General features: G+C 60.8%; 17 protein-coding genes, 1 pseudogene and 1 riboswitch. Of the genes and pseudogenes, 2 read left to right on the forward strand and 16 right to left on the reverse strand.

Features of this window, described 5'->3' with window-relative positions:
• Window positions 1-305 precede the first annotated feature (305 nt).
• From QYH43_RS21380 to QYH43_RS21425, 10 genes are all read right to left on the reverse strand, one after another.
• On the reverse strand, window positions 306-998 hold the full coding sequence (locus QYH43_RS21380) for a pseudouridine synthase (protein ID WP_301158032.1): 693 nt from the start codon (window positions 996-998) through the stop codon (window positions 306-308).
• A 34-nt stretch (window positions 999-1,032) separates the two neighbouring features.
• On the reverse strand, window positions 1,033-1,251 hold the full coding sequence (locus tag QYH43_RS21385; RefSeq protein ID WP_301158033.1) for a cysteine-rich CWC family protein: 219 nt from the start codon (window positions 1,249-1,251) through the stop codon (window positions 1,033-1,035).
• Window positions 1,238-2,731 carry a sensor domain-containing diguanylate cyclase gene (locus QYH43_RS21390; RefSeq protein WP_095060234.1) on the reverse strand — a complete coding sequence of 498 codons (1,494 nt, stop codon included), beginning with the start codon at window positions 2,729-2,731 and terminating at the stop codon, window positions 1,238-1,240. Before QYH43_RS21390 ends, QYH43_RS21385 begins: the two co-directional genes overlap by 14 nt.
• Window positions 2,732-2,860: 129 nt before the next feature.
• The gene (atzF, locus tag QYH43_RS21395; RefSeq protein WP_301158034.1) at window positions 2,861-4,639 is read right to left on the reverse strand and encodes an allophanate hydrolase; all 1,779 of its coding nucleotides are present in this window, start codon (window positions 4,637-4,639) and stop codon (window positions 2,861-2,863) included.
• Window positions 4,640-4,664: 25 nt separating this feature from the next.
• Window positions 4,665-8,297 (reverse strand): urea carboxylase, encoded by a 3,633-nt coding sequence (uca, locus tag QYH43_RS21400; RefSeq protein ID WP_301158035.1) that lies wholly within the window; start codon window positions 8,295-8,297, stop codon window positions 4,665-4,667.
• 279 nt (window positions 8,298-8,576) lie between these two features.
• The gene (locus QYH43_RS21405) at window positions 8,577-9,218 is read right to left on the reverse strand and encodes an urea amidolyase associated protein UAAP2 (protein WP_301158036.1); all 642 of its coding nucleotides are present in this window, start codon (window positions 9,216-9,218) and stop codon (window positions 8,577-8,579) included.
• Between the two features lie 11 nt (window positions 9,219-9,229).
• Complete coding sequence (locus QYH43_RS21410) at window positions 9,230-9,955, reverse strand: urea amidolyase associated protein UAAP1 (RefSeq protein ID WP_301158037.1); 726 nt, start codon at window positions 9,953-9,955, stop codon at window positions 9,230-9,232.
• A 13-nt stretch (window positions 9,956-9,968) separates the two neighbouring features.
• Window positions 9,969-10,757, reverse strand: coding sequence for an ABC transporter ATP-binding protein (locus QYH43_RS21415; RefSeq protein WP_095060244.1), 789 nt, complete (start codon window positions 10,755-10,757; stop codon window positions 9,969-9,971).
• Window positions 10,754-11,569: an ABC transporter permease gene (locus QYH43_RS21420; RefSeq protein WP_301158038.1), complete on the reverse strand. Its 816-nt coding sequence runs from the start codon at window positions 11,567-11,569 to the stop codon at window positions 10,754-10,756. Before QYH43_RS21420 ends, QYH43_RS21415 begins: the two co-directional genes overlap by 4 nt.
• 15 nt (window positions 11,570-11,584) lie before the next feature.
• Window positions 11,585-12,652: a putative urea ABC transporter substrate-binding protein gene (locus tag QYH43_RS21425; RefSeq protein WP_095060248.1), complete on the reverse strand. Its 1,068-nt coding sequence runs from the start codon at window positions 12,650-12,652 to the stop codon at window positions 11,585-11,587.
• 60 nt (window positions 12,653-12,712) lie between these two features.
• Window positions 12,713-12,813: riboswitch (guanidine-I (ykkC/yxkD leader) on the reverse strand.
• Between the two features lie 434 nt (window positions 12,814-13,247).
• Here QYH43_RS21425 and QYH43_RS21430 point away from each other — a divergent pair.
• Window positions 13,248-13,700, forward strand: coding sequence for a hypothetical protein (locus tag QYH43_RS21430; protein ID WP_301158039.1), 453 nt, complete (start codon window positions 13,248-13,250; stop codon window positions 13,698-13,700).
• A 61-nt stretch (window positions 13,701-13,761) separates the two neighbouring features.
• Here the strand turns inward: QYH43_RS21430 and QYH43_RS21435 are convergent, their stop codons facing one another.
• Window positions 13,762-14,874, reverse strand: a complete 1,113-nt coding sequence (locus QYH43_RS21435; RefSeq protein ID WP_301158040.1) for an enoyl-CoA hydratase/isomerase family protein — start codon at window positions 14,872-14,874, stop codon at window positions 13,762-13,764.
• A 132-nt stretch (window positions 14,875-15,006) separates the two neighbouring features.
• Between QYH43_RS21435 and ung the strand changes: the two genes are divergently transcribed.
• Window positions 15,007-15,699 carry a uracil-DNA glycosylase gene (gene ung / locus QYH43_RS21440; protein WP_053155726.1) on the forward strand — a complete coding sequence of 231 codons (693 nt, stop codon included), beginning with the start codon at window positions 15,007-15,009 and terminating at the stop codon, window positions 15,697-15,699.
• A gap of 56 nt (window positions 15,700-15,755) precedes the next feature.
• Here the strand turns inward: ung and QYH43_RS21445 are convergent, their stop codons facing one another.
• The 5 genes and pseudogenes from QYH43_RS21445 to QYH43_RS21465 form a co-directional block, all read right to left on the reverse strand.
• On the reverse strand, window positions 15,756-16,802 hold the full coding sequence (locus QYH43_RS21445; protein ID WP_095060314.1) for an AbrB family transcriptional regulator: 1,047 nt from the start codon (window positions 16,800-16,802) through the stop codon (window positions 15,756-15,758).
• Entirely contained in the window at window positions 16,795-18,309 is a 1,515-nt protein-coding gene (locus tag QYH43_RS21450) for a tripartite tricarboxylate transporter permease (RefSeq protein WP_301158041.1), read from the reverse strand. Before QYH43_RS21450 ends, QYH43_RS21445 begins: the two co-directional genes overlap by 8 nt.
• Window position 18,310: 1 nt before the next feature.
• Window positions 18,311-18,769 carry a tripartite tricarboxylate transporter TctB family protein gene (locus tag QYH43_RS21455; protein ID WP_301158042.1) on the reverse strand — a complete coding sequence of 153 codons (459 nt, stop codon included), beginning with the start codon at window positions 18,767-18,769 and terminating at the stop codon, window positions 18,311-18,313.
• Window positions 18,770-18,828: 59 nt separating this feature from the next.
• A complete protein-coding gene (locus QYH43_RS21460; protein WP_095060258.1) occupies window positions 18,829-19,806 on the reverse strand; it encodes a tripartite tricarboxylate transporter substrate binding protein in 978 nt (325 codons plus the stop codon).
• A 39-nt stretch (window positions 19,807-19,845) separates the two neighbouring features.
• Window positions 19,846-20,217 (reverse strand): annotated as a pseudogene (locus tag QYH43_RS21465) (OprD family outer membrane porin); the annotation flags it as partial.
• Between the last annotated feature and the right edge of the window lie 20 nt (window positions 20,218-20,237).

Raw genomic sequence — 20,237 nt, forward strand, 5'->3', positions numbered from 1 at the left:
GACTCCTGGCAAGCGGGTATGCGCGCAAATGAGATTGCACGAGCTTTGTGACAGGTAGGCATACGCCTGGAATTTGAGAGGCCCATGTCGATCCATTGCAGTCCGGTCGACGGGTATTGTTATTGGCGGGCAGTCTGCCGGATGAGGCCGGAACCCAAGGGTCCCTACCGGCAAAAATTTTCTTAGAGGTATGGGGTGACTCGTCGGTCACATTTCGGCCGACGTCCTGATTCAAGCAGGGGTCACATCAATGTGCAAGTGCCGTTGGTAAATTGTTCGACAACTTCGGCTGAGCGGTCGATTGCTTAGATCAATCCGATCTCTTCATCGCTCAATGGGCGGTATTTGCCCGGTTTCAACGCGTCGTCGAGCGTTAATGGCCCCATGCGTTCCCGGTGCAGGCGCAGCACCTTGTTGTCGAAGTGGCCGAACATGCGCTTGACCTGGTGATAGCGACCTTCGACGATGCTCAGGCGTGCGGACCTTGGTCCGAGCAGCTCCAGGCTGGCGGGGAGGGTGGTGAGGTCTTCAAAGGCGAAGTACAGCCCTTCATTGAATTTGATCGCGTACTCGGGGCCGATGTCCTGTTCGGTTTCGACGTAATACACCTTCGGCAATTTGGTCTGCGGTTGGGTCAGGCGTCGCGACCAACTGCCATCGTTGGTGATCAGCATCAGGCCGGTGGTGTTGAAATCCAGGCGTCCGGCGATGTGCAGATCGTCCTTGTCCGGCTCTTGAATCAGGTCGAGCACGGTCGGGTGCTGCGGATCACGGGTAGCGCTCACGCAACCGGCAGGCTTGTGCAGCATGAAGTGGCGCAGGGGTTTTCCGATTTGCAGCACATCGTTGTCGACTTCGACACGATTGAATTCACGGACTTCAGCGTGTGGGTCGCTGACGATTTTTCCGTCAACCCGGACGCGTTTTTCCACCAGCAACAGGCGCACTTGCTTACGGTTGAAGCAGGGCAGGTTACTGAGGAATCGGTCAACACGCATGAATTAACGATCAGTGAAGAAAGGGCCGCGCATCTTACTTGAACGGCTGTTGCGCCGCTTGCAACTGCGTCTCGACTTCGGCGCAACGCGGGCACAGGCAGGACGCATTGCGCACTTCGGCCGGCAACGCTTCGAGGATCGCCGGGTCGATGCTGACGCCATAGCACCAGCAGGCGCGGTCGGCGGTTCGCGGGTCGGCCAGGGTGCAATCGTTGGATGCACCGCAGGCCGGGCAGAGGTCAGGCGGGTTCATAGCGGGACTGAGACATTTCCATGCAGGTGCGGTTACGGCCACTTTGTTTGGCCCGGTACATCGCATGATCCGCTCGCGACAGCAAACTGTGCAAGGTGTCATTGGGTTGCAGGGTGGTGAGGCCGATACTGACGGTTACGTGCAGGGCCTGATCGTTGTAGGCATAGCGCTGTTGTTCCACGTGCTGGCGAATTTTCTCGGCGATCATCCGACCGGTCTCACCGTCAGTGTCCTTGAGCAGCACGATGAATTCTTCCCCGCCCCAGCGGCAGACGATGTCGGACTGCCGCAGGCAGCTTTCCAGGCTCCGGGCAAAACCGATCAGCACCTGATCGCCGGCCAGGTGACCGTAGGTGTCGTTCAACGCCTTGAAGTGATCCAGGTCCAGCAACAGCGCGGTCAGTGGTTTGAGTTCGCGTTGGGCTTCGTGCATGGCTTGCGCCGCCAGCAGGTCGAAGCCGCGACGGTTGGGCAGTTCGGTCAGGCTGTCGAGGGTGGCCTGGGCCTGGATCTTGTCCTGATAGCGTTTGATCGCCCGGTTGAGCAGGGCCAGGACGATCAGCATGACCAGAAAACAGATCAGCAGGTTGAGGTACAGCGACTGGCGGATTTCAGTCAGGGCGCCGTCTTCGCGTTTGTCGACGAACAGGTACCAGTTGAGTTCTGGAATGAAGCGCACATTGAGGAAGTGTTCCTGGTCCTGGACCGAATACTCGTAGCTACCGCTGTGGGGTTTTGGCAGCCGGTTGGCCAGGTCTTTCATGCTGTCGAGCTCGCTGAGTTTCTGCCCGATGTGCGCGCCTTGCGGGCCACCTTCGGCGCCCGTGAGCACCAGGCGCCCAAAGTTGTCGACGAAGAACACGCTGCGTTGATAGCGCTGCTGGTACTTGTCGATCAGCTTGATGACCGCATCAACCGTCAGACCAACGCCCGCCGCGCCGATGAATCGGTTGTTGTAGTCGTAGACCTTGTAGTTGATGAAGAAGGTCAGGTTGTCCTTGTTGGCGAGGTCCGGGTCGACGTTGATCTCGTAGGGATCCTTCATGTCGCGCACGCGAAAGTACCAGGCGTCGCGGGGCTCGGTAGCCTTGATCTGTTTCAGCACACCCTTGGCGTGGTAGTAGGTCAGGCTGGTGTTGGAGACGAAGAATGCGGTGTAGGCGCCGTAATGGGTCATGACTTCGTTGAGGTAACGGGTCATCTGGTCGGCGTCATTTTCACCGTTGACGACCCAGTCACGCATGAAGGTGTCGCGGGACATCATCGAGGAAATCAGGATCGGTCTGACAAGGTCTTTCTGGATTTCCGAATAGACCGTGTCGGAAGTCAGCGGCAGTTCTGTATTGACGATGCTGTCGCGGATCGACGCCCGCGACGCGTAGTAACTGAGAAAGGACGTAGCCATGAAACCTGCGCCCAGCAACGCGACCAGCGTGATGACCAACGAACGTTGAGAATACAGCGGCGAGCGAAGCGGCATGGCAGTTCCGTTGGCAGTGGTCCGATGGATAGCATTCTAATGGCACTGCCGGGAAATAACTGCTCCATGTACGCCGCGAATACTCGTTCCAGTGGTTGCGTCATCACATAACGTCTGCAGGAATCGCGTTTATGCCAGTGTTTTCAGGTAGGCCCGCCATCCGCCGAGATGGCTGATTTCGGTCGCGCCTTCCAATCCATATGCCTCACAGATAAAACCGCTTTCCCAGCGACCATCCGCCAGTTGCACTTTGCCCAACCCCAGCGGCGCCGGAATCCCGGTCAGGAACGACCCCAATTCCGTGCTCGGCAACTCCCAGACTTCCACGGCAATCGCCACGCCACCGTCTTTCACGCGGACCATGCCGGGCCGAAACGGCGGTCCACCGGCCAGCGCATAGAGCTGATAGTCAGGTGAGCTGAAGGTCGTTTCCAACAACCGGGCACCTCGCTGCTTGAGCTGCCAGTTCAGCGCCAAGCCGTCCAGGTGTGCGCCGCAAACCACCAGTCGAGCGCGGTCATTGCGTGCGACGGTCGTTGAGGCAGGCGCCGCCAAACCGTGCTGGCGTTGCAAACCATCGGCCACGCTCAACAAGTACTGATCGGTGAAGGCACGACCAAACAGCGTCACGCCCCACGGCAAACCATTGCCCATGAGACCGTTCGGTACAGCGATGGCGGCGTAGTCGAGCAAGTTCATGAAGTTGGTGTAGTAGCCCAACTCGGAATTGCGCAGCACGGGTTCAGCGTCGAGCTCGGCCAATGTGACCGGGCGGCCAATGGTCGGCGTGACGACGCAATCGAGACCCTCCAGCGCTTTATCACACAAGGTTTTCAGCGCTTGCAGCCGGTACTGGGCGCGGAAAGTTTGCACGCCATTGACGGCGGGCGCCTTGGCCAATACGGCGCGGATCACCGGCAGCACGGCTTCGGGATTTCGTTCCATCAATTCGCCGGCCACGCTGTACCGTTCGGCAACCCATGGGCCTTCATAGAGCAGGCGCGCAGCTTCCAGGAATGGCGACAGGTCCAGTTCCACCGCCTCACCGCCCAACGCCTTGAGCCGGTCGATGGCATCACCGAAAAGCAACGGGCCTTCAGGGCAGCCGAAAAACTCAAGGTCCTGCGCACGCGGCACGCCGAAGCGGAACGGGCGTGGCGCACCGAACGCCGAGCCGTCATTCCACATCGGGTTGCTGCGACTGTACTCATCTCGAGGGTCGAGGCGTGCGGTGAGCGCCAGCAACTGACTCGCCTCCTGAGCCGTCGCGGTAAATGTGGTCACGCAATCGAGGGTGCGACAGGCCGGGACCACCCCGGCGGTAGAGATCAGTCCCTTGGTGGCTTTCATGCCAACCAGATTGTTCAGCGCTGCCGGCACGCGGCCGGAGCCTGCCGTGTCGGTGCCCAATGAAAAGCTCGCCACACCGAGCGCCACCGCCAGCGAAGAACCGGCACTGGAACCACCTGACGGGTACTCCGGCAACACACTGTTCGGGCAGGCGCCATAAGGCGAACGGCTGCCGTTGAGGCCTGTGGCGAATTGGTCGAGATTGGTCTTGCCCAACGGGATCGCGCCCAGCGCCAGCAGTTGCTCGACGATGGTCGCCGAACGTTCCGGCACATAGGCAAACGAGGGGCACGCCGCCGTGGTCGCAATGCCCGCCAGGTCGATGTTGTCCTTGATCGCGAACGGCACGCCATACAGCGGCAGGCTGTCGATGTCGCGGCCATCGAGGGCGGCGAGGTAGGGTTCCAGTTCATCGACACTGAGCAAATGGATGAACAGGTGATAGTCCGGGTTCAGCGCCGCGGCTTTGTCCCGCAGGCTCAGCAACAGTTGCCGAGGTGTAATGCTGCCGTCGCGGTAAGCGCTGCGCAGGGCGTCGAGTTGCAGATTGATGTTCATGGTGTCGGTCCTTATCAAAATGGCTTCAGTCGAGTTCCAGCACGGCGACGCGTTGTCCGGCGCGCACCGTGGAGCCTGGCTGCACACGAATTTCGCGCACCACGCCGGCCATCGGGGCGAGCAGGGGGATTTCCATCTTCATCGACTCCAGGATCACCAGCACATCGCCGGCCTCGACCCGGCTGCCGGCCTCGACCTGCACTTGCCAGAGGTTGCCGGCGATGTGGCTGTCTATGCTCAGTTGGCCGTTGCCCAGCGGCGCATCTTCGGTCGGCTCAGGGGCTGCTTCCTCGCTGTCGAAATGCGCCTGGCCGCTGGCGATCCAGCGCTCGCGTTCGGCGTTGAACGCACCTTGTTGTTGCTTGCGAAACGCCTCGATGCCGCCGGCCTCTTTCGCCAGAAACGCCTGGTAATCCGCCAGGTTCAACTGGCCGTGCTCGATGTTCAGATCGAAGCGACCCAAGGGGAAGTCGCGGCGGATGCGCAGCAGTTCATCGGCACTGACCGGGTAGAACCGGATCTGGTCGAAAAAGCGCAGCAGCCACGGTTTGCCATCGAACGCAGCGACTTCACGGTAGCGGTTCCACATCTGCAAGGTGCGGCCGACAAACTGATACCCGCCGGGGCCTTCCATGCCGTACACGCACATGTAGGCGCCACCGATGCCCACCGAGTTCTCGGCGGTCCAGGTGCGCGCCGGGTTGTACTTGGTGGTCACCAGGCGATGGCGCGGGTCGAGGGGGGTGGCGACCGGTGCACCGAGGTAGACGTCGCCCAGGCCCATCACCAGGTAACTGGCGGCGAACACCGTGCGCTGCACTTCATCGAGGTTCGGCAGGTCGTTGATGCGGCGGATGAATTCCAGATTGCTCGGGCACCACGGCGCGTCCTTGCGCACGGTGGTCATGTATTTCTCGATGGCCAACTGGCACGCCGGATCGTCCCAGGACAGCGGCAGATGCACGATGCGCGACGGCACTTGCAGGTCCTTGGCGGCGCACACGGCATCCCATTCGCCAGCGACGATGCCGAGCAGGTCGGACAGCGACAGTTGCTCAGGCTGATAGTGGATTTGCAGCGAGCGGATACCGGGCGTCAGGTCGATCACGCCGTGCAGGTGTTGGCTTTCCAGGGCTTGCATAAGGGCGTGGACGCGGAAGCGCAAAACCAGATCCAGTTCGGGGGCGCCTATCTCAAGCAGTAAATGAGTATCGCCTGAGAGTCTTGCAACCAGCCGCGTATCGTCCTGCCCAATATCCAACACCACAGGCGACACAAATCCCTGTAGGAGCTGGTTTGCCAGCGATGAAGTTGATGCGGTGTCTGGTCGGGCCCCATCGCTGGCAAGCCAGCTCCCACAGGTATCCCATTTCAAGGCGAGGCTTCGGGCAGTCTTGAGGTCGACGGGGGAGAACTGCACTTTGTCCCCAGCCTTGAGTTGCCCCAGTTGCCAAAGATCCGCTTCGATCACGGTCACCGGGCATACGAATCCGCCAAGGCTGGGACCGTCCGGACCGAGGATCACCGGCATGTCACCGGTAAAATCCACCGCGCCGATCGCATACGGATTGTCGTGAATGTTCGACGGATGCAGCCCTGCTTCTCCGCCATCGGCACGCACCCATTCCGGCTTCGGTCCGATCAGGCGCACGCCGGTGCGGCTGGAGTTGAAATGTACTTCCCACTGTGTGGCGAAGAAGGTGCCGATGTAGTTTTCAGTGAAGTACTCCGGCGCGCCGTGAGGGCCGTAGATCACGCGAATCTGCCGCACCGCCGGTAGCGCGGCGAGCTGTTCTTCAGCCAGTTGCTGACCGATGCTGTGGTCACTCAAGGCCGGCACATGCAACACATCGCCAGCACGCAAGGCGCGCCCGCCGTGACCGCCGAACTGGCCGAGGGTGAAGGTGCTTTTGCTGCCCAGGTAATCCGGCACTTGCAGGCCACCGCGCAGGCACAGATAACTGCGCGCACCGGCGCCGGCAATCGTACCGAGGCTCAACGTTGCCCCCGATTCAATCAGCAGCGCCGTGTTCATCGGCACGGTTTCGCCATTCAAGGTCAGAGGAATAGCGGCGCCGGTCACGGCCACGACTGCATCGCAATTGAAGCGCAGCATCGGCCCGCTCATGGTGATTTCCAGCGCCGCGGCGCCTTCGTCGTTGCCCAGCAAGCGATTGCCCAGACGCAGCGCGCGGCTGTCCATCGGCCCCGATGGCGGCACACCGACGGCCCAGTAACCGAGGCGGCCGGGGTAGTCCTGAACGCTGGTCTGGGTGCCGGCGCTGATCACCTCAAAGGTGTTGGCCTGATACACCAGGCCTTCCAGGCAGCGGGTCCACGGTTGGCCGCTGGCGAAGGGCGCATCCAGCAGAATCTGCCGCAGGTAATCGCGGTTGGTTTCGACGCCATACAGCTGGCTGTCGCCGAGTGCTTGATGCAAATCGGTGCGAGCCTGTTCCCGCGTCGTCGCCCAACTGATGACCTTGGCGATCATCGGATCAAAGTAGGGCGGGATCTCGCAGCCAGCCTCGACCCAGGTGTCGATACGCAGCTGAATGCCATTGGCCGCTGGAAAGTTCACAGCGGTGAGCAATCCCGGACTCGGCTGAAAATCCCGGCCCGGATCTTCCGCATACAGCCGTGCCTGAATCGCATGTCCCTTCGGTTTCAATTCCTGAACCAATTCGCCCAGCGGCGGCAAATCACCGGCCGCCAGTTGCACCATCCAGCGCACCAGGTCGACGCCCCATACTTGTTCCGTGACGCCGTGTTCCACCTGCAAGCGGGTATTCACTTCCAGAAAATAGAAGCGCTGGGCGTCGCTGTCGAACACAAACTCGACGGTGCCGGCGCTGCGATAATTGACCGCTTTGGCGAGCTTGATGGCCGCCGCGCACAACGCCTCGGCCATGCCATCCGGCAGATTGGGTGCCGGGGTTTCCTCGAGGACTTTCTGGTTGCGCCGCTGTACCGAACAGTCACGCACGCCGAGGGCAATCACCTCGCCACAGCCGTCGCCAAACACCTGGACTTCCAGGTGACGAGCCCGCTGGATGTATTTCTCGATGAACACCCCGGCGTCGCTGAAATTGTTCTGGCCCAGGCGCTTCACCGCTTCGAAGGACTCACTCAACTCGGCGGCACTGCGGCACACGCGCATGCCGATGCCGCCACCGCCGGCGGTGCTTTTGAGCATCACCGGGTAACCGACCTGTTCGCCGGCAATCAGCGCGGCGTCGAGGCTGTCGAGCAACTCGGTGCCTTCGAGCATCGGCACGCCGTGTTGCTTGGCCAAGGTGCGGGCGGTGTGCTTGAGGCCGAATACGCGCAGTTGCTCAGGCGTTGGGCCGATGAAGGCAACCCCGTCGGCTTCGCAGGCTTGCGCGAACGCGGCGTTCTCGGAGAGAAAACCATAGCCGGGATGGATTGCGGTAGCGCCCGTGGATTTGGCGATGGCGAGGATTTTTTCCACCGCCAGATAAGTACCGCCCGCCGCGCCTTCACCGAGGCTGTGGGCTTCGTCGGCTTGTAGGATGTGCAGGCTGGCGGCATCGGCCTCGGAGTACACGGCAACGCCCTGCACCTGCAGTTCGCGCAAGGTGCGCAGGATGCGGCAGGCAATGGCGCCACGGTTGGCAATCAAGACTTTTTCGAACATGGCATAACCCCCGGAGGCGACAGCACATCAGCCTCGACTTGGGATGCGGGCCGTCCCGCAGTTTTTCGAAAGGCACCGGGGTCGTCCCCGTTGACAGAAATACACAGCACCCTTGTAGGAGCTGGCTTTCCAGCGATAGCGGCGTGTCAGCCGACATCATGGCTGAAGGTGCCGGTCAATCGCTGGCAAGCCAGCTCCTACAGGGGAGCGGTTACTTGATGCACTGCCCCGAACGGGCCTGGCACAGGGCAAACAACCATTTACGCAATCGCGCTAATTTCAGTTCCATACCAGCAGCTCCGCAGGTGTCGGGTTGTAGGCGTTGCACGGGTTGTTCAGTTGCGGACAGTTGGAAATCAGCACGATCACATCCATTTCGGCACGCAGGTCGACGTACTTGCCCGGTGCGGAAATCCCGTCTGCAAAGGTCAACCCGCCCTCGGCCGTGACCGGCACGTTCATGAAGAAATTGATGTTTGGCCCGATGTCGCCCTTGCCCAGTCGACCGTCATGCGCACAGGCGCGCAGGTAGTTGTCGCGGCAGCTGTGCATGTAGCGTTTTTCCAGCGCGTAACGCACGGTGTTGCTCTCTTGCGCGCAGGCGCCGCCGAGGGTGTCGTGGCGCCCGCAGGTGTCGGCGACGATGGTCAGCATCGGCTTGCCAAGGTTGGAATACAGCACGCTGCCGGTGCTCAGGTACACGCTGTTTTGACGGCGCAAGGTGCGCTGCACGTCGTAGCGCTCCTTGGGGTTGGCAACGCTGTAGAACAACGTATCGACGGCCTGATTGCCTTCCAGATCGAGGATGCGCAGGGTTTGACCGGCCTTGACTTCCATCAGCCAGGGTTCACCGGCGGGGATGGTGGCGCGGTAGATCGCGGTTTCAGGCTGCTTTTCAGTGGTGATGAGAGCGAGTGACATGGCAGCGATCCTCAGGCGAACAGACGGTCGGTGTTGATGAAACCGCGCTCGTTCTCCGGGCGCGAGGTGCGGCAGTGTTCGGCGACGCTGGCGTCGGCGTTCATCCAGCTCAGCTTCAAGGGTTTGGGCGTGTACTCCGGCGACGGGTCCAATGGGTGTTGCAGGGCCGTGAGCACCACCAAGGTATCCATCGGTGCGTACAACTCGATGTAATCACCGGCCTTGGAATTGCCCTCGACGAAGTGGAAGCGCCCGGCGTCATCGACGTTCACCCGGCTGAACAGGTTGAGAGTCATCAGCAGGTCCGACAGGCCCAGGCCCCACTTGCCCAGTTCCACCAGCAGGTTGTCGGTACCGTTGCGGAAGAAGCCGTTGCGCAGTTCCTGGTAGCGACCGGTGCCGTATTTTTCTGCAACCTCTTCAGCGCAGAGCACACCGCCGAGGCTGTCGCTCCAGCCGCAGGTGTCGGCGGTGATCGCGACCAATACGCGGCCCATGTCCGAGTACAGGCAATGGCCGGTGGTGAGCTTGGCGGTGTGTTGGCATTTGAGGCTGTCGGGCAGGTTCAGGCGTTCGGTTTTTTCATTGGCGTTGAGCAGCGTCAGGCTGACGTTGGCACCGCCCCGCAGGTCGGTCAGGCGCAGCAATTGGCCGCGTTTGAGCACGAACGAGCGATGGCCACCACCCGGCAGCATTTCTTCGGCGAAGGGCGGGAACAGTTGGGTCGAATCAGTCATCGGGAAAATCCTCTCAAGCGGTTCGAAGTGAGCCCGCCAGTTGCACCGGCAAGGCGTCGACGGCGGCACGGCTGATGCGGCGGTCGCTGTTCAAGGGAATGTCGTAGGTGATGCGCGCGCCGTAGGCCCCGGGGGCGTGCGGATCGAGGCGGACCTTGTCGAACACCAGCAAGCGCGTGCCGAGGCTGAAACCTTCGGACAGGTCGTGGGTGACCATGAACACGGTCAGTCGGGTCTCGCGCCACAGTTCCAGGAGCAAGCCGTGCATGTCTTTGCGGATGCCCGGATCGAGCGCACCGAACGGTTCGTCGAGCAGCAGCACCCGCGGCTTCATGATCAGCGCCTGGGCGATGGCCAGTCGTTGCTGCATGCCGCCGGAGAGCTGCGCCGGGTATTTGTCCAGCGAATGTCCGAGGCCGACTTTGTGCAGCAATGCCGAGGCCTGTTCCCGAGCCTCACGCTTGGCGCTACCAAACAGGCGTCCGAGCAGTGGCGAGCGAGGCAGTTCGAGACCGAGGGCAACGTTGTCCAGCACGCTCAAATGCGGGAACACCGAGTAGCGCTGGAAGACCACGCCACGGCTGGCGTCCGGCTCACCGGCCAACGGTTGACCGTCGAGCAGGATCTGGCCGCGACTGGCACGCTCCTGACCGAGCAGCAGGCGCAGGAAGGTCGATTTACCGCAACCGGAGGCGCCGACCAAGGTGCAGAATTCACCCTCGTCGACGTTCAGGTTCAGGCCTTCGAGCACCACTTGATCGGCGTATTGCTGCCAGACGTTTTTAACGGTGATGAAGCTCATGCCCGCGCTCCTTCATACCAAGGGAACGCACGTTGGGTCAGGTACTTCAGGCCCCAATCCATCAGCCAGGCAAGCAGGGTGATCCACACCACGTAGGGCAAAATCACGTCCATTGCCAGGTAGCGGCGCACGAGGAAAATCCGGTAACCCAAACCGTCGGTAGAGGCGATGGCTTCGGCGGCAATCAGGAACAACCATGCCGAGCCGAGCATCAGCCGCAGCGAGATCAGCAACCGTGGCAGCAATTGCGGCAACACCACTCGCAGCATCAGGGTCCAGGTCGAGGCACCCAGGGTTTGCGCCTTGATCAGCAACTCCACGGGTATTTCCCTGGCGCGCTGTTCCAGATCCCGGGCCAGCGCCGGGGTGATGCCGATCACGATCAGCATCACCTTCGACAACTCCCCCAAGCCGAAAACGATGAACAGGATTGGCAGGATCGCCAGCGGCGGCACCATCGACAGCACCGTCAACAAGGGCGACAACGGTGCGCCAAACAGCGGCAGGGTGCCTGCGGCGATGCCCAGGCACAGACCGGCCAAGGCACTGATGCCGAGGCCGATGGCCAGCCGGCGCAGGCTGGACGCGGTGTCTTGCCAGAGCAGGTATTCGCCGGTGCGGCTGTCGGCGACAAACGCCAGGCGTTTCACCGCATCGGTCATCTGCACGGCGCTGGGCAGCAGCTTGTCATTGGGGTTGTCCGCCAGTCGCTCGGCCGAGCCCATGAAGTAGGCAAACAGCACCAGGGCCAACGGCAGGATCACCAACAGCAGGCGACTCGGGCGATCCGGGTGGCGATTGATCAGGCGCATGGCCAGTTCTCCTGATTACAGCTTGGCGTCGGCGGCCATCTGCACGTAGCTCGGATCGAAGCGCAGCTTGAGGTTGCCTTTGTCGCCGCTGGTCACGCCATTGGCGAAGGCCATGCCGACCGCGCTGGTGTCTTTGGCGCCTTCACCCAGCAAACCGTGCTGGAAGGAAAACTCGGCGACTTTGCGCATGGTTTCCGGCAACTGCTGACTGGTGCTGAAAGCCAACGCTTCCTTGGGTGTGGCGAACAGTTTGGTGGTGTCCAGTTGCGCCTGGAAACCCGCCAGGTCAGTGCCCGATGCCTTGGCCATGTGTTCCAGCGCGGCTTTGCTGGCGGCGCTTTTCGCGTTCATCAACTCGACCACTTCGAACCAGGCACCCGTCAGGGCTTTGCCCAGTGCCGGGTTGTCTTTGAGGGTGGCGCTGTTGACGACCATCATGTCCATGATTTCGCCGGGGATCTGGCTGGAATTGAAGACTTCGGTCACCGCAGGCTTGGCCTTGATGTCCGAGAGCATCGGGTTCCAGGTGGTGACGGCGTTGACTTGATCGGTGTTGAAGGCGGCCGAGATATCGGCGTCGGAGGTGTTGACCACTTTCAGGTCTTTCTCGGTGAGGTTCACCGAATCCAGGGCCCGGGCCAGCAGGTAGTGCGAGACCGACAATTCGACCAGATTGACGTCCATGCCCTTGAGGTCGGTGAGTGTCTTGCCTTCGCCCTTGAGCACGATGCCGTCGTTGCCGTTGGAGAAGTCGCTGACGATCAGCGCGGTGCTGTCGACGCCACCGGCTGCCGGGATGGTCAGTGCATCCATGTTGGTCATGGTGCAGCCGTCGAACTGGCCGGCGGTGTACTGATTGATCGATTCGACGTAGTCATTGAGTTGCACCACGTCGATCTTGATACCGTACTTCTTGGCCCATTTGTCGACGATGCCCTGGCTGCCGGCGTATTCCCAAGGCATCCAGCCGGCGTAGATCGTCCAGCACACGCTGAAGTGATCTTTCTGGGCAGCTTGGGACGAGAAGCTCACGAGGGCTGCGAACGCAGCGGCGAGCAGGGCGGATAAACGAAGCTGGGACATGGTGGTTCTCCAGTTGGTCAAGGGCGGACAGGAAGGCAGCGGCACCGCTAGCGGTGGCTTGTCTCCCGGGCTTTTGTCCCGCCGTGTAACCTCAACTGGAGGTCGCCAACTCTCGGACCAGCCACTCGCGCTTGCGAGCCGGAACCCTAGTCAGCCATTGCAAATTGTGGTGCCGCGAACCTGTAGTGAGTCCTGCACGGTATTGACTAAGCGAGAGCCGTGCCAAGTCCGCTCGAGGTGTCTGGCACGGGGATCAGCGAAAGGGAGGGGAGGGGCGATCAGGTGCTGTTGCATTGTGATGGTGCGTCCGTGCACTGAGATGTAGCGCGATCCGCCACTGATCAGAAGGTCAGCGCCGACTGGCACTTGGGAGTAAAAATACACGGTCCACGCCATCACGGCGGTGGATATCGCCATGGTCACCGTTAATCAACGGGTGAATAGATGAAAAACCTTTCATCGGGCAGATGTTTCAACGTGTTGCGCGAACGCACCAGATTCCGAAATCGATGTCTGATCTTTCGACAGTCAGCAACATTTGACTGTCGCCTGCCAGCGTCGCTGGTGTGGCTAACCCGCGGTCCAGGAGGCCGCTATGTATCGCCGAATTCTTCTGCTTGCTGTGTTGGGATTGTCCCTTGTTGGGTGCGTGCCCTATTACGATGAAGGAGGCAGTTACTACCGTTCCGAAGTCTATACCTCGCCGGCGCCGACCTATTACGCCGGGGGCAGTTCCTACTATTCCAATGGCGGCGGTTATTACTCGCCAGCTCCCCGATACTACTCACCGCCAGCGCGGTACTACCAGCCGACGCCGCGTTATTACTCGCAGCCGCGGGTCTATCAATCGGCTCCACGCTATTACCAGTCGGCCCCGCGGTATCATCAGCCCTCGCGCAATGACTATCGGGCACATCAGAGCCAAGGATGGGACGGCCGCAACAATCGAGGCGGCAGGGACAATGACCGAGGCCACGACGGGCGGCGGGGCGGTCGTGGCGATCATAACGGTCGTGGCGATCACGATGGCCGCGGCGGTCACCGCTGATCGTTACAACAATGCAATTCCAATGTGGGAGCTGGTTTGCTCCCACATTTTTTTGCGGACTTCAGTAATTCAACAAATCCGCCAGCGGATGCCGACCTTCCCATGCCTTGTGGAAATGCGCCTCCACCACCGCGTCCGGCACGTTGTTGATGTCCGGCCAATGCCAGTGGGGCGTCTGATCCTTGTCGATCAACCGTGCACGCACGCCTTCGCTGAATTCCGGATGACGACAGCAGTTGAGACTCAGGGTGTATTCCATCTCAAAGACCTGGGCCAGCGACAGGTGTTTGGCGCGAATGATCTGTTCCCACACCAGATGCGCAGTCAAGGGTGAGCCTTCGCTCAGGGTCCTGGCGGCGCGACTCATTATCGGGTCGCTGTTGTCGCGCAGGGCGCTGATGGCTTTCCAGGCGCAACGCACATCGCTGACATCCAGCAGTTCGTCGATTTGCTGGCGACGCGGCAGCCACTGGGCTTCGGGCATCTGTGCCACGGCTTCCTGCTGCAGGGCCTTGAGCAGACTGTTGAGCTGCATCGGTGTCTGTTCCTGCCAGTTCAATTGCAGCAGGCCTTCGATCAACTCCGGTTGCTGCTCATCGCGCAGAAACCGATCCGCCAGATCCAGATCGATCGCATCGCGGCCATTCATGTGCGCACCGGTCAGGCCAAGAAACAAGCCGAGCTTGCCCGGCAGCCGCGACAGAAACCAACTGGCGCCAACGTCCGGGTACAGGCCGATGCTGATTTCCGGCATCGCCAACCGGCTGCTTGGCGTGACGATGCGGATGCTTGCCCCTTGCAACAGGCCCATCCCACCGCCGAGCACATAACCATGGCCCCAGCAGATCAGCGGTTTCGGGTAGGTGTGCAGGCGGAAGTCCAGGCGATATTCCGCCGCGAAGAATTGCGCGGCCAGGGGCGGCACTTCACCGGGGTGGGCGCGACAGGCTTCGACCAGGCTGCGCACTTCGCCACCGGCGCAAAAGGCCTTGGGGCCATTGCCGCGCAGCAGGACGCAGACGATTTGCGGATCTTTGGCCCAAGCGTCCAGTCGGTCGCGCAGGGCATTGATCATTGGCAGTGACAGGGCGTTGAGCGACTTTTCGGCATCCAGGCTGGCGATGCCGATACGGGCGCCGTCGGTGCCGGTGAGCTCTTCGAAGTGCAGATTCATCGTGACCTCGATCGGGAATTTGAGGGTTAAGTATGATCGCTGTGCAAGAAAGCGCCGGATCTGCATCAGATCAATTGACAAGCGTGGTGCGCTTTCCTAGGGTTCGCCCCATTGTTTTTGCCGGATGTAACCATGACTGCTGATGACCGTATCAAACTCGAACCGAGCTGGAAGGAGGCGCTGCGTGCCGAATTCGACCAGCCCTACATGACAGAGTTGCGAAATTTTCTGCAGCAGGAGCGGGCGGCCGGCAAGGAGATCTATCCGCCAGGGCCGATGATCTTCAATGCACTCAATTCCACGCCGCTGGACAAGGTCAAAGTCGTCATCCTCGGTCAGGATCCCTACCACGGTCCGGGTCAGGCCCATGGCTTGTGCTTCTCGGTGCAACCGGGCGTGCCGGCGCCGCCGTCGCTGGTGAACATTTACAAAGAATTGAAGCGCGACCTGAACATCGACATTCCCAACCATGGCTACCTGCAAAGTTGGGCGGATCAGGGCGTACTGATGATCAACACCACCATGACCGTCGAACGGGCCAACGCCAACGCGCACAAAGACAAGGGCTGGCAGTTTTTCACCGACCGGATCATTGAAGTGGTCAGCCAACAGCAGCCGCACCTGGTGTTCATGTTGTGGGGCGCCCATGCGCAGAGCAAGCAGAAGCTGATCGATGCGACCAAGCATCTGGTGCTGACCTCGGTGCACCCGTCGCCGCTGTCTGCCTATCGCGGCTTCCTCGGTTGCGGGCATTTCAGCCGCACCAACAAATTTCTCGAACAGAATGGCGAGACGCCGATCGAGTGGCGGTTGCCGCCGGTTTGATGGGAATTGGTTGAGCTTTTGTGGCGAGGGAGCAAGCTCCCTCGCCACAGGTGGAGTTAAATTTCTGGTTCTTCCGGTTGTCGATTCCAATACTTGAACAACGGCTCTGCCAGAAACAACACAAACAACAGCCGCATCACCTGCATCGCCGTCACCAGCGGCACCGACAATTGCAGGGTCTCCGCCGTCAGGCTCATTTCGGCAATCCCGCCGGGCATCATGCCCAAGGTCAGCGAACGCAGATCCAGATGGGTCAGCGCACTCAAACCCAATGCCGCCACCGTTGCGATCAACATGGTCAGGACGGTGCCAATCAGTGTCCGCCCCATGAACGAGGGCGCACGCCGGAAAAACTGCCGATTGAAGTGACAGCCCAAGCCGCTGCCGATCAACCATTGGCCGATCTGACTGCCGCCGTCAGGCAAACCGATGTGCAAGTCCCAGCCGATGCTCACTGCCGCACTCACCAGCAACGGTCCGAACAACCAGGGGTTGGGTTGACGCAGCCGTTCCCAGATCCAGGCCGCCAAAGCGCCCGCGGGAAGCAAAATCGCCAGCCAGCGCCAATCGATGCTGCCGGCGTAGGAGAGTGGCGCACCGTCGCCCAACAGATATTTGAACGCTGCCGGCACACAGAGCACTACCACCAACACGCGCAGACTCTGGCCTGCAGCTACCCGGCTGAGAACCGCGCCATTGCGTGCACCGAGGTTGACCATCTCGCCGGAACCGCCGGGCATGCTGGAGAAAAACGCAGTGGCGCGATCCTCACCGGTGCGGCGCATCAGCCACACACCGACGACCGCCGACAGGCTGGTGACTAGCGCACCGAAGAAGATCAAACCGAAATGACTGAGTACCTGCTCCATTACCACCGGAGTGAAATGCAGGCCGATACCGATACCGACGATCCACTGGCCGCACTTGCGGCCGCCAGGGATTTCCGCCAATTGCCAGGGTGTCAGGCAGCGCACGAGGATGATCGCCAGCAACGAACCGACCATCCACGGCAAAGGCCAGCCGACCTGGCTGGCAAGGAAACCGCCGAGCAGGCCGACCAGCGGGGTTCCCCACCAGGCTTTGAAAGGTGTTCGATCAGACATCGGCAACAACGCGCCGCGCAACTGAACGTTTACGCCAGATGCGCGCAATCGGCACCAGCAACATGACCACGATCAACCCCCAGACACCGACGGTGATACCGCTCGACCAGAGAATATCCAGCGAACCATTGGAAATCGACAGCGCCCGACGCAGATTCTGCTCCATCAAACCACCGAGGATGAAGCCCAGCAAAACCGGCGACAACGGGAAGTCCAGCTTGCGCAGGATGTAACCGAAGATGCCGATGCCGATCATCAGGAACAGATCGAAGGTCGTGGCATGCACGGCGTACACGCCAATGGCGGTGATGATGGCGATCATCGGCACCAGCGCCCAGTTCGGCACGGCAAGGATTTTGGTGAAGATGCGGATCATCGGGATGTTCAGGATCACCAGCATGATGTTGGCGATGAACAACGATGCGATCAGGCCCCAGACGATGTCCGGTTGCTGCTGAAACAGCAGTGGGCCTGGCGTGATGTTGTACAGCGACAGCGCGCCGATCATCACGGCTGTGGTGCCCGAGCCAGGGACGCCGAGGGTCAGCATCGGCACCAATGCACCGCAGGCTTCTGCGCCAATGGCGGTTTCCGGAGCGGCCAGGCCACGTTTGTCGCCCTGTCCGAATTTTCCGCTTGGGCCAGCGATGCGTTTCTCGGTCATGTAGGCCACAGCACTGGCCAACGTTGCGCCAGCACCTGGCAGCACACCCATGATGAACCCGAGCACACCGCAACGCATGTTCACCCAGAACACCGAAGCCGCTTCCTTGAAGTTGAACAACATCCGCCCGGTGGCCTGGAACGCTTCTTGGCCACGGTGGGTTTTTTCCAGCAGCAACAGAATTTCGCTGATGGAGAACAGGCCCAGCACCAGCACCACGAACTGAATACCGTCAGTGAGGTGGATGTTGTCACCGGTGAACCGGTACACACCGCTGTTGGCATCAATGCCGACGGTCGACAGGAACAGCCCGATCAGCGCCGCGATAAACGTCTTGAGGGGCCGATCACCTGCCATGCCGCCGAGACAGACAATCGCAAATACCATCAGTACGAAGTATTCCGCGGGACCGAAGGCAATCGCCCATTTCGCCAGCATCGGCGCGAACACGACCATCCCGCAGGTCGCGATAAATGCACCAATGAACGAGCTCCACGCCGACAGTGACAACGCGACACCGGCCAGACCCTGACGGGCCATCGGGTAGCCGTCGAGGGTGGTCATGACGGTCGAAGCTTCGCCCGGGATGTTCAGCAAAATCGAACTGATCCGCCCGCCATATTCGCAACCCAGGTAAACCGCGGCCAACAGGATCAATGCAGACTCCGGTGGCAGGCCCAATGCGAAGGCGATCGGGATCAGCAACGCCACGCCGTTGATCGGCCCCAGGCCCGGAAGCAGGCCGACGACCGTACCGATCAGCGTGCCGCTGAGTGCAGTCACGAGGTTGTAAGGGGTTAACGCGACACCGAAGCCGTGACTCAAATAACCAAGCGTATCCATATCAGTTCTCCAGAACGTCGAGCAGGCCCAGAGGCAGTGGCACGTCCATGACTTTGTCGAACAGCAGGTACAGACCGACGCTCATCAGGCTGATGATGATCGCGCCCGGCAGCCAGCGCCCGCCGTACAGGCGAGCCAGAGGAATGCCAACCAACATGCTGCTGAGGATGAAACCCAGCGGTTCGAACAGTCCGGCGAAGACCAGTAGCAACAGCACGCAGATACCGATCTTGGTCAGGGTCTCGCGATCCATCGGCGGATCTTCATCGGTGTGCTTGATCGGCGAAGGGCGATACACCATGTAAACCAGGGCCAGGCCCATCAGCCCCAGCATCAGCAGCGGGAACGCGCGCGGGCCGATCGGTTCGTAGGAAAACGGTGCCTGATAGGGCAAAGCCATCAGCACCAGGCTGACACAGGCCAGCAACAGCACCGAAGCAAAAATGCGTTGTAAGAGCATGGGGAACTCCTGTGCTGCGACTCCGTGAAAGGGGAGTCGCAGCCGCTAGACAGAGACGATCACTGAATCAGGCCGAACTCTTTGGCCAGCACTTTGTAGTCCGCAACCTGCTTCTTCACGTAGGTGTCCAGTTCCGGGCCGGTCATGGCGAACGGGAACAGTTCACGCTGATCGCGCAGCTTGGCGAACTCAGGCGAGGCCAGCAGTTTGTCGAAGGAGTCTTTCCACCAGGCGTAGTCTTCGTCGCTGACTTTTGGCCCGAGGTAGAAGCCACGCACCACCGGCCATACGATGTCGTAGCCTTGCTCGCGGGCGGTCGGAATGTCCTTCATTTCCGGCTCCTCCAGACGCTTGTCGGAGAACACTGCCAACAGGCGCATGTCACCGCTCTGGATGTGCGGCATGGAGTCGGAGATGTCGGTGCTGCCGACCTGGATGTGGCCGCCGAGCAGGGCGGTGGCGATTTCACCGCCACCTTCGAGGGCAACGTAACGCAGGTCGCGCGGGTTGATGCCAGCGGCTTTGGCGATCAGGGCGGTTTGCATCCAGTCCTGGCTCCCGACGGTGCCGCCGGAACCGATCACCACTTTGCTCGGATCTTTCTTCAGCGCCTGTACCAGATCGTCGAGGGTCTTGTAGGGCGAATCGCTTTTCACCGCGATGGCGCCATAGCTGGTGCCGACCGCTGCCAGCCAGCGCACGTTGGTTTCATCGAAACGACCGAACTTGCCTTGGGCCAGGTTCAACAGCGAACCGCTGGACCATGCCACCAAAGTACCGGCATCGGCCGGACGCTGAGCGACCACCGCGTTGTACGCCACCGCGCCGACACCACCAGGCATGTAGGTCACGCGCATCGGTTTGGTCAGCAGTTTTTCGTTGATCAGCGCGCTCTGCGCCAGTTTGCAGGTCAGGTCGAAACCTCCGCCGGGGGAGGCCGGGGCGATGCATTCCGGGCGTTTTGGCTCGGCAAGCGCGTGGCCGGTGAACAGCAGGACGCTGGCGGCGAGGGCTAGTTTACGCATTGACAGGTTCATTCATGTCTCCTTGGGAGTTGTTGTTATCGACGTGCTGAATTACCAAAGGGCAACGCTATAGCTCACCAGCAGACGCACTTCGTCGGCATCGCGAGCAGAATAGTTGGAACGGTAAGTGGCATTGCGCAGGCGCACGGCGACATCCTTGGGCGCGCCGCTTTGTACAACATATTTAATCTCGCTGTTGCGTTCCCACTCTTTGCCTTCGTCGCCGTTCTTGAGCTTGATGTTGTCACCGCTCACGTAACGGCTCATGAAACTCAGGCCCGGGATGCCGAGCTTGACGAAGTCGAAGTCATAACGCGCTTGCCAGGAATGCTCTTCGGCGCCGGAAAAGTCGTTGATCTGTACGAAGTTGACCAGGTAGGGGGCGGCACCATCTACATACGGGAAGGCGGTGTCACCGGCCAGTACGGTAGGGCTGACGCTGG

The sequence above is a fragment of the Pseudomonas sp. C32 genome, assembly GCF_030417915.1.
Classification (GTDB): Bacteria; Pseudomonadota; Gammaproteobacteria; order Pseudomonadales; family Pseudomonadaceae; genus Aquipseudomonas.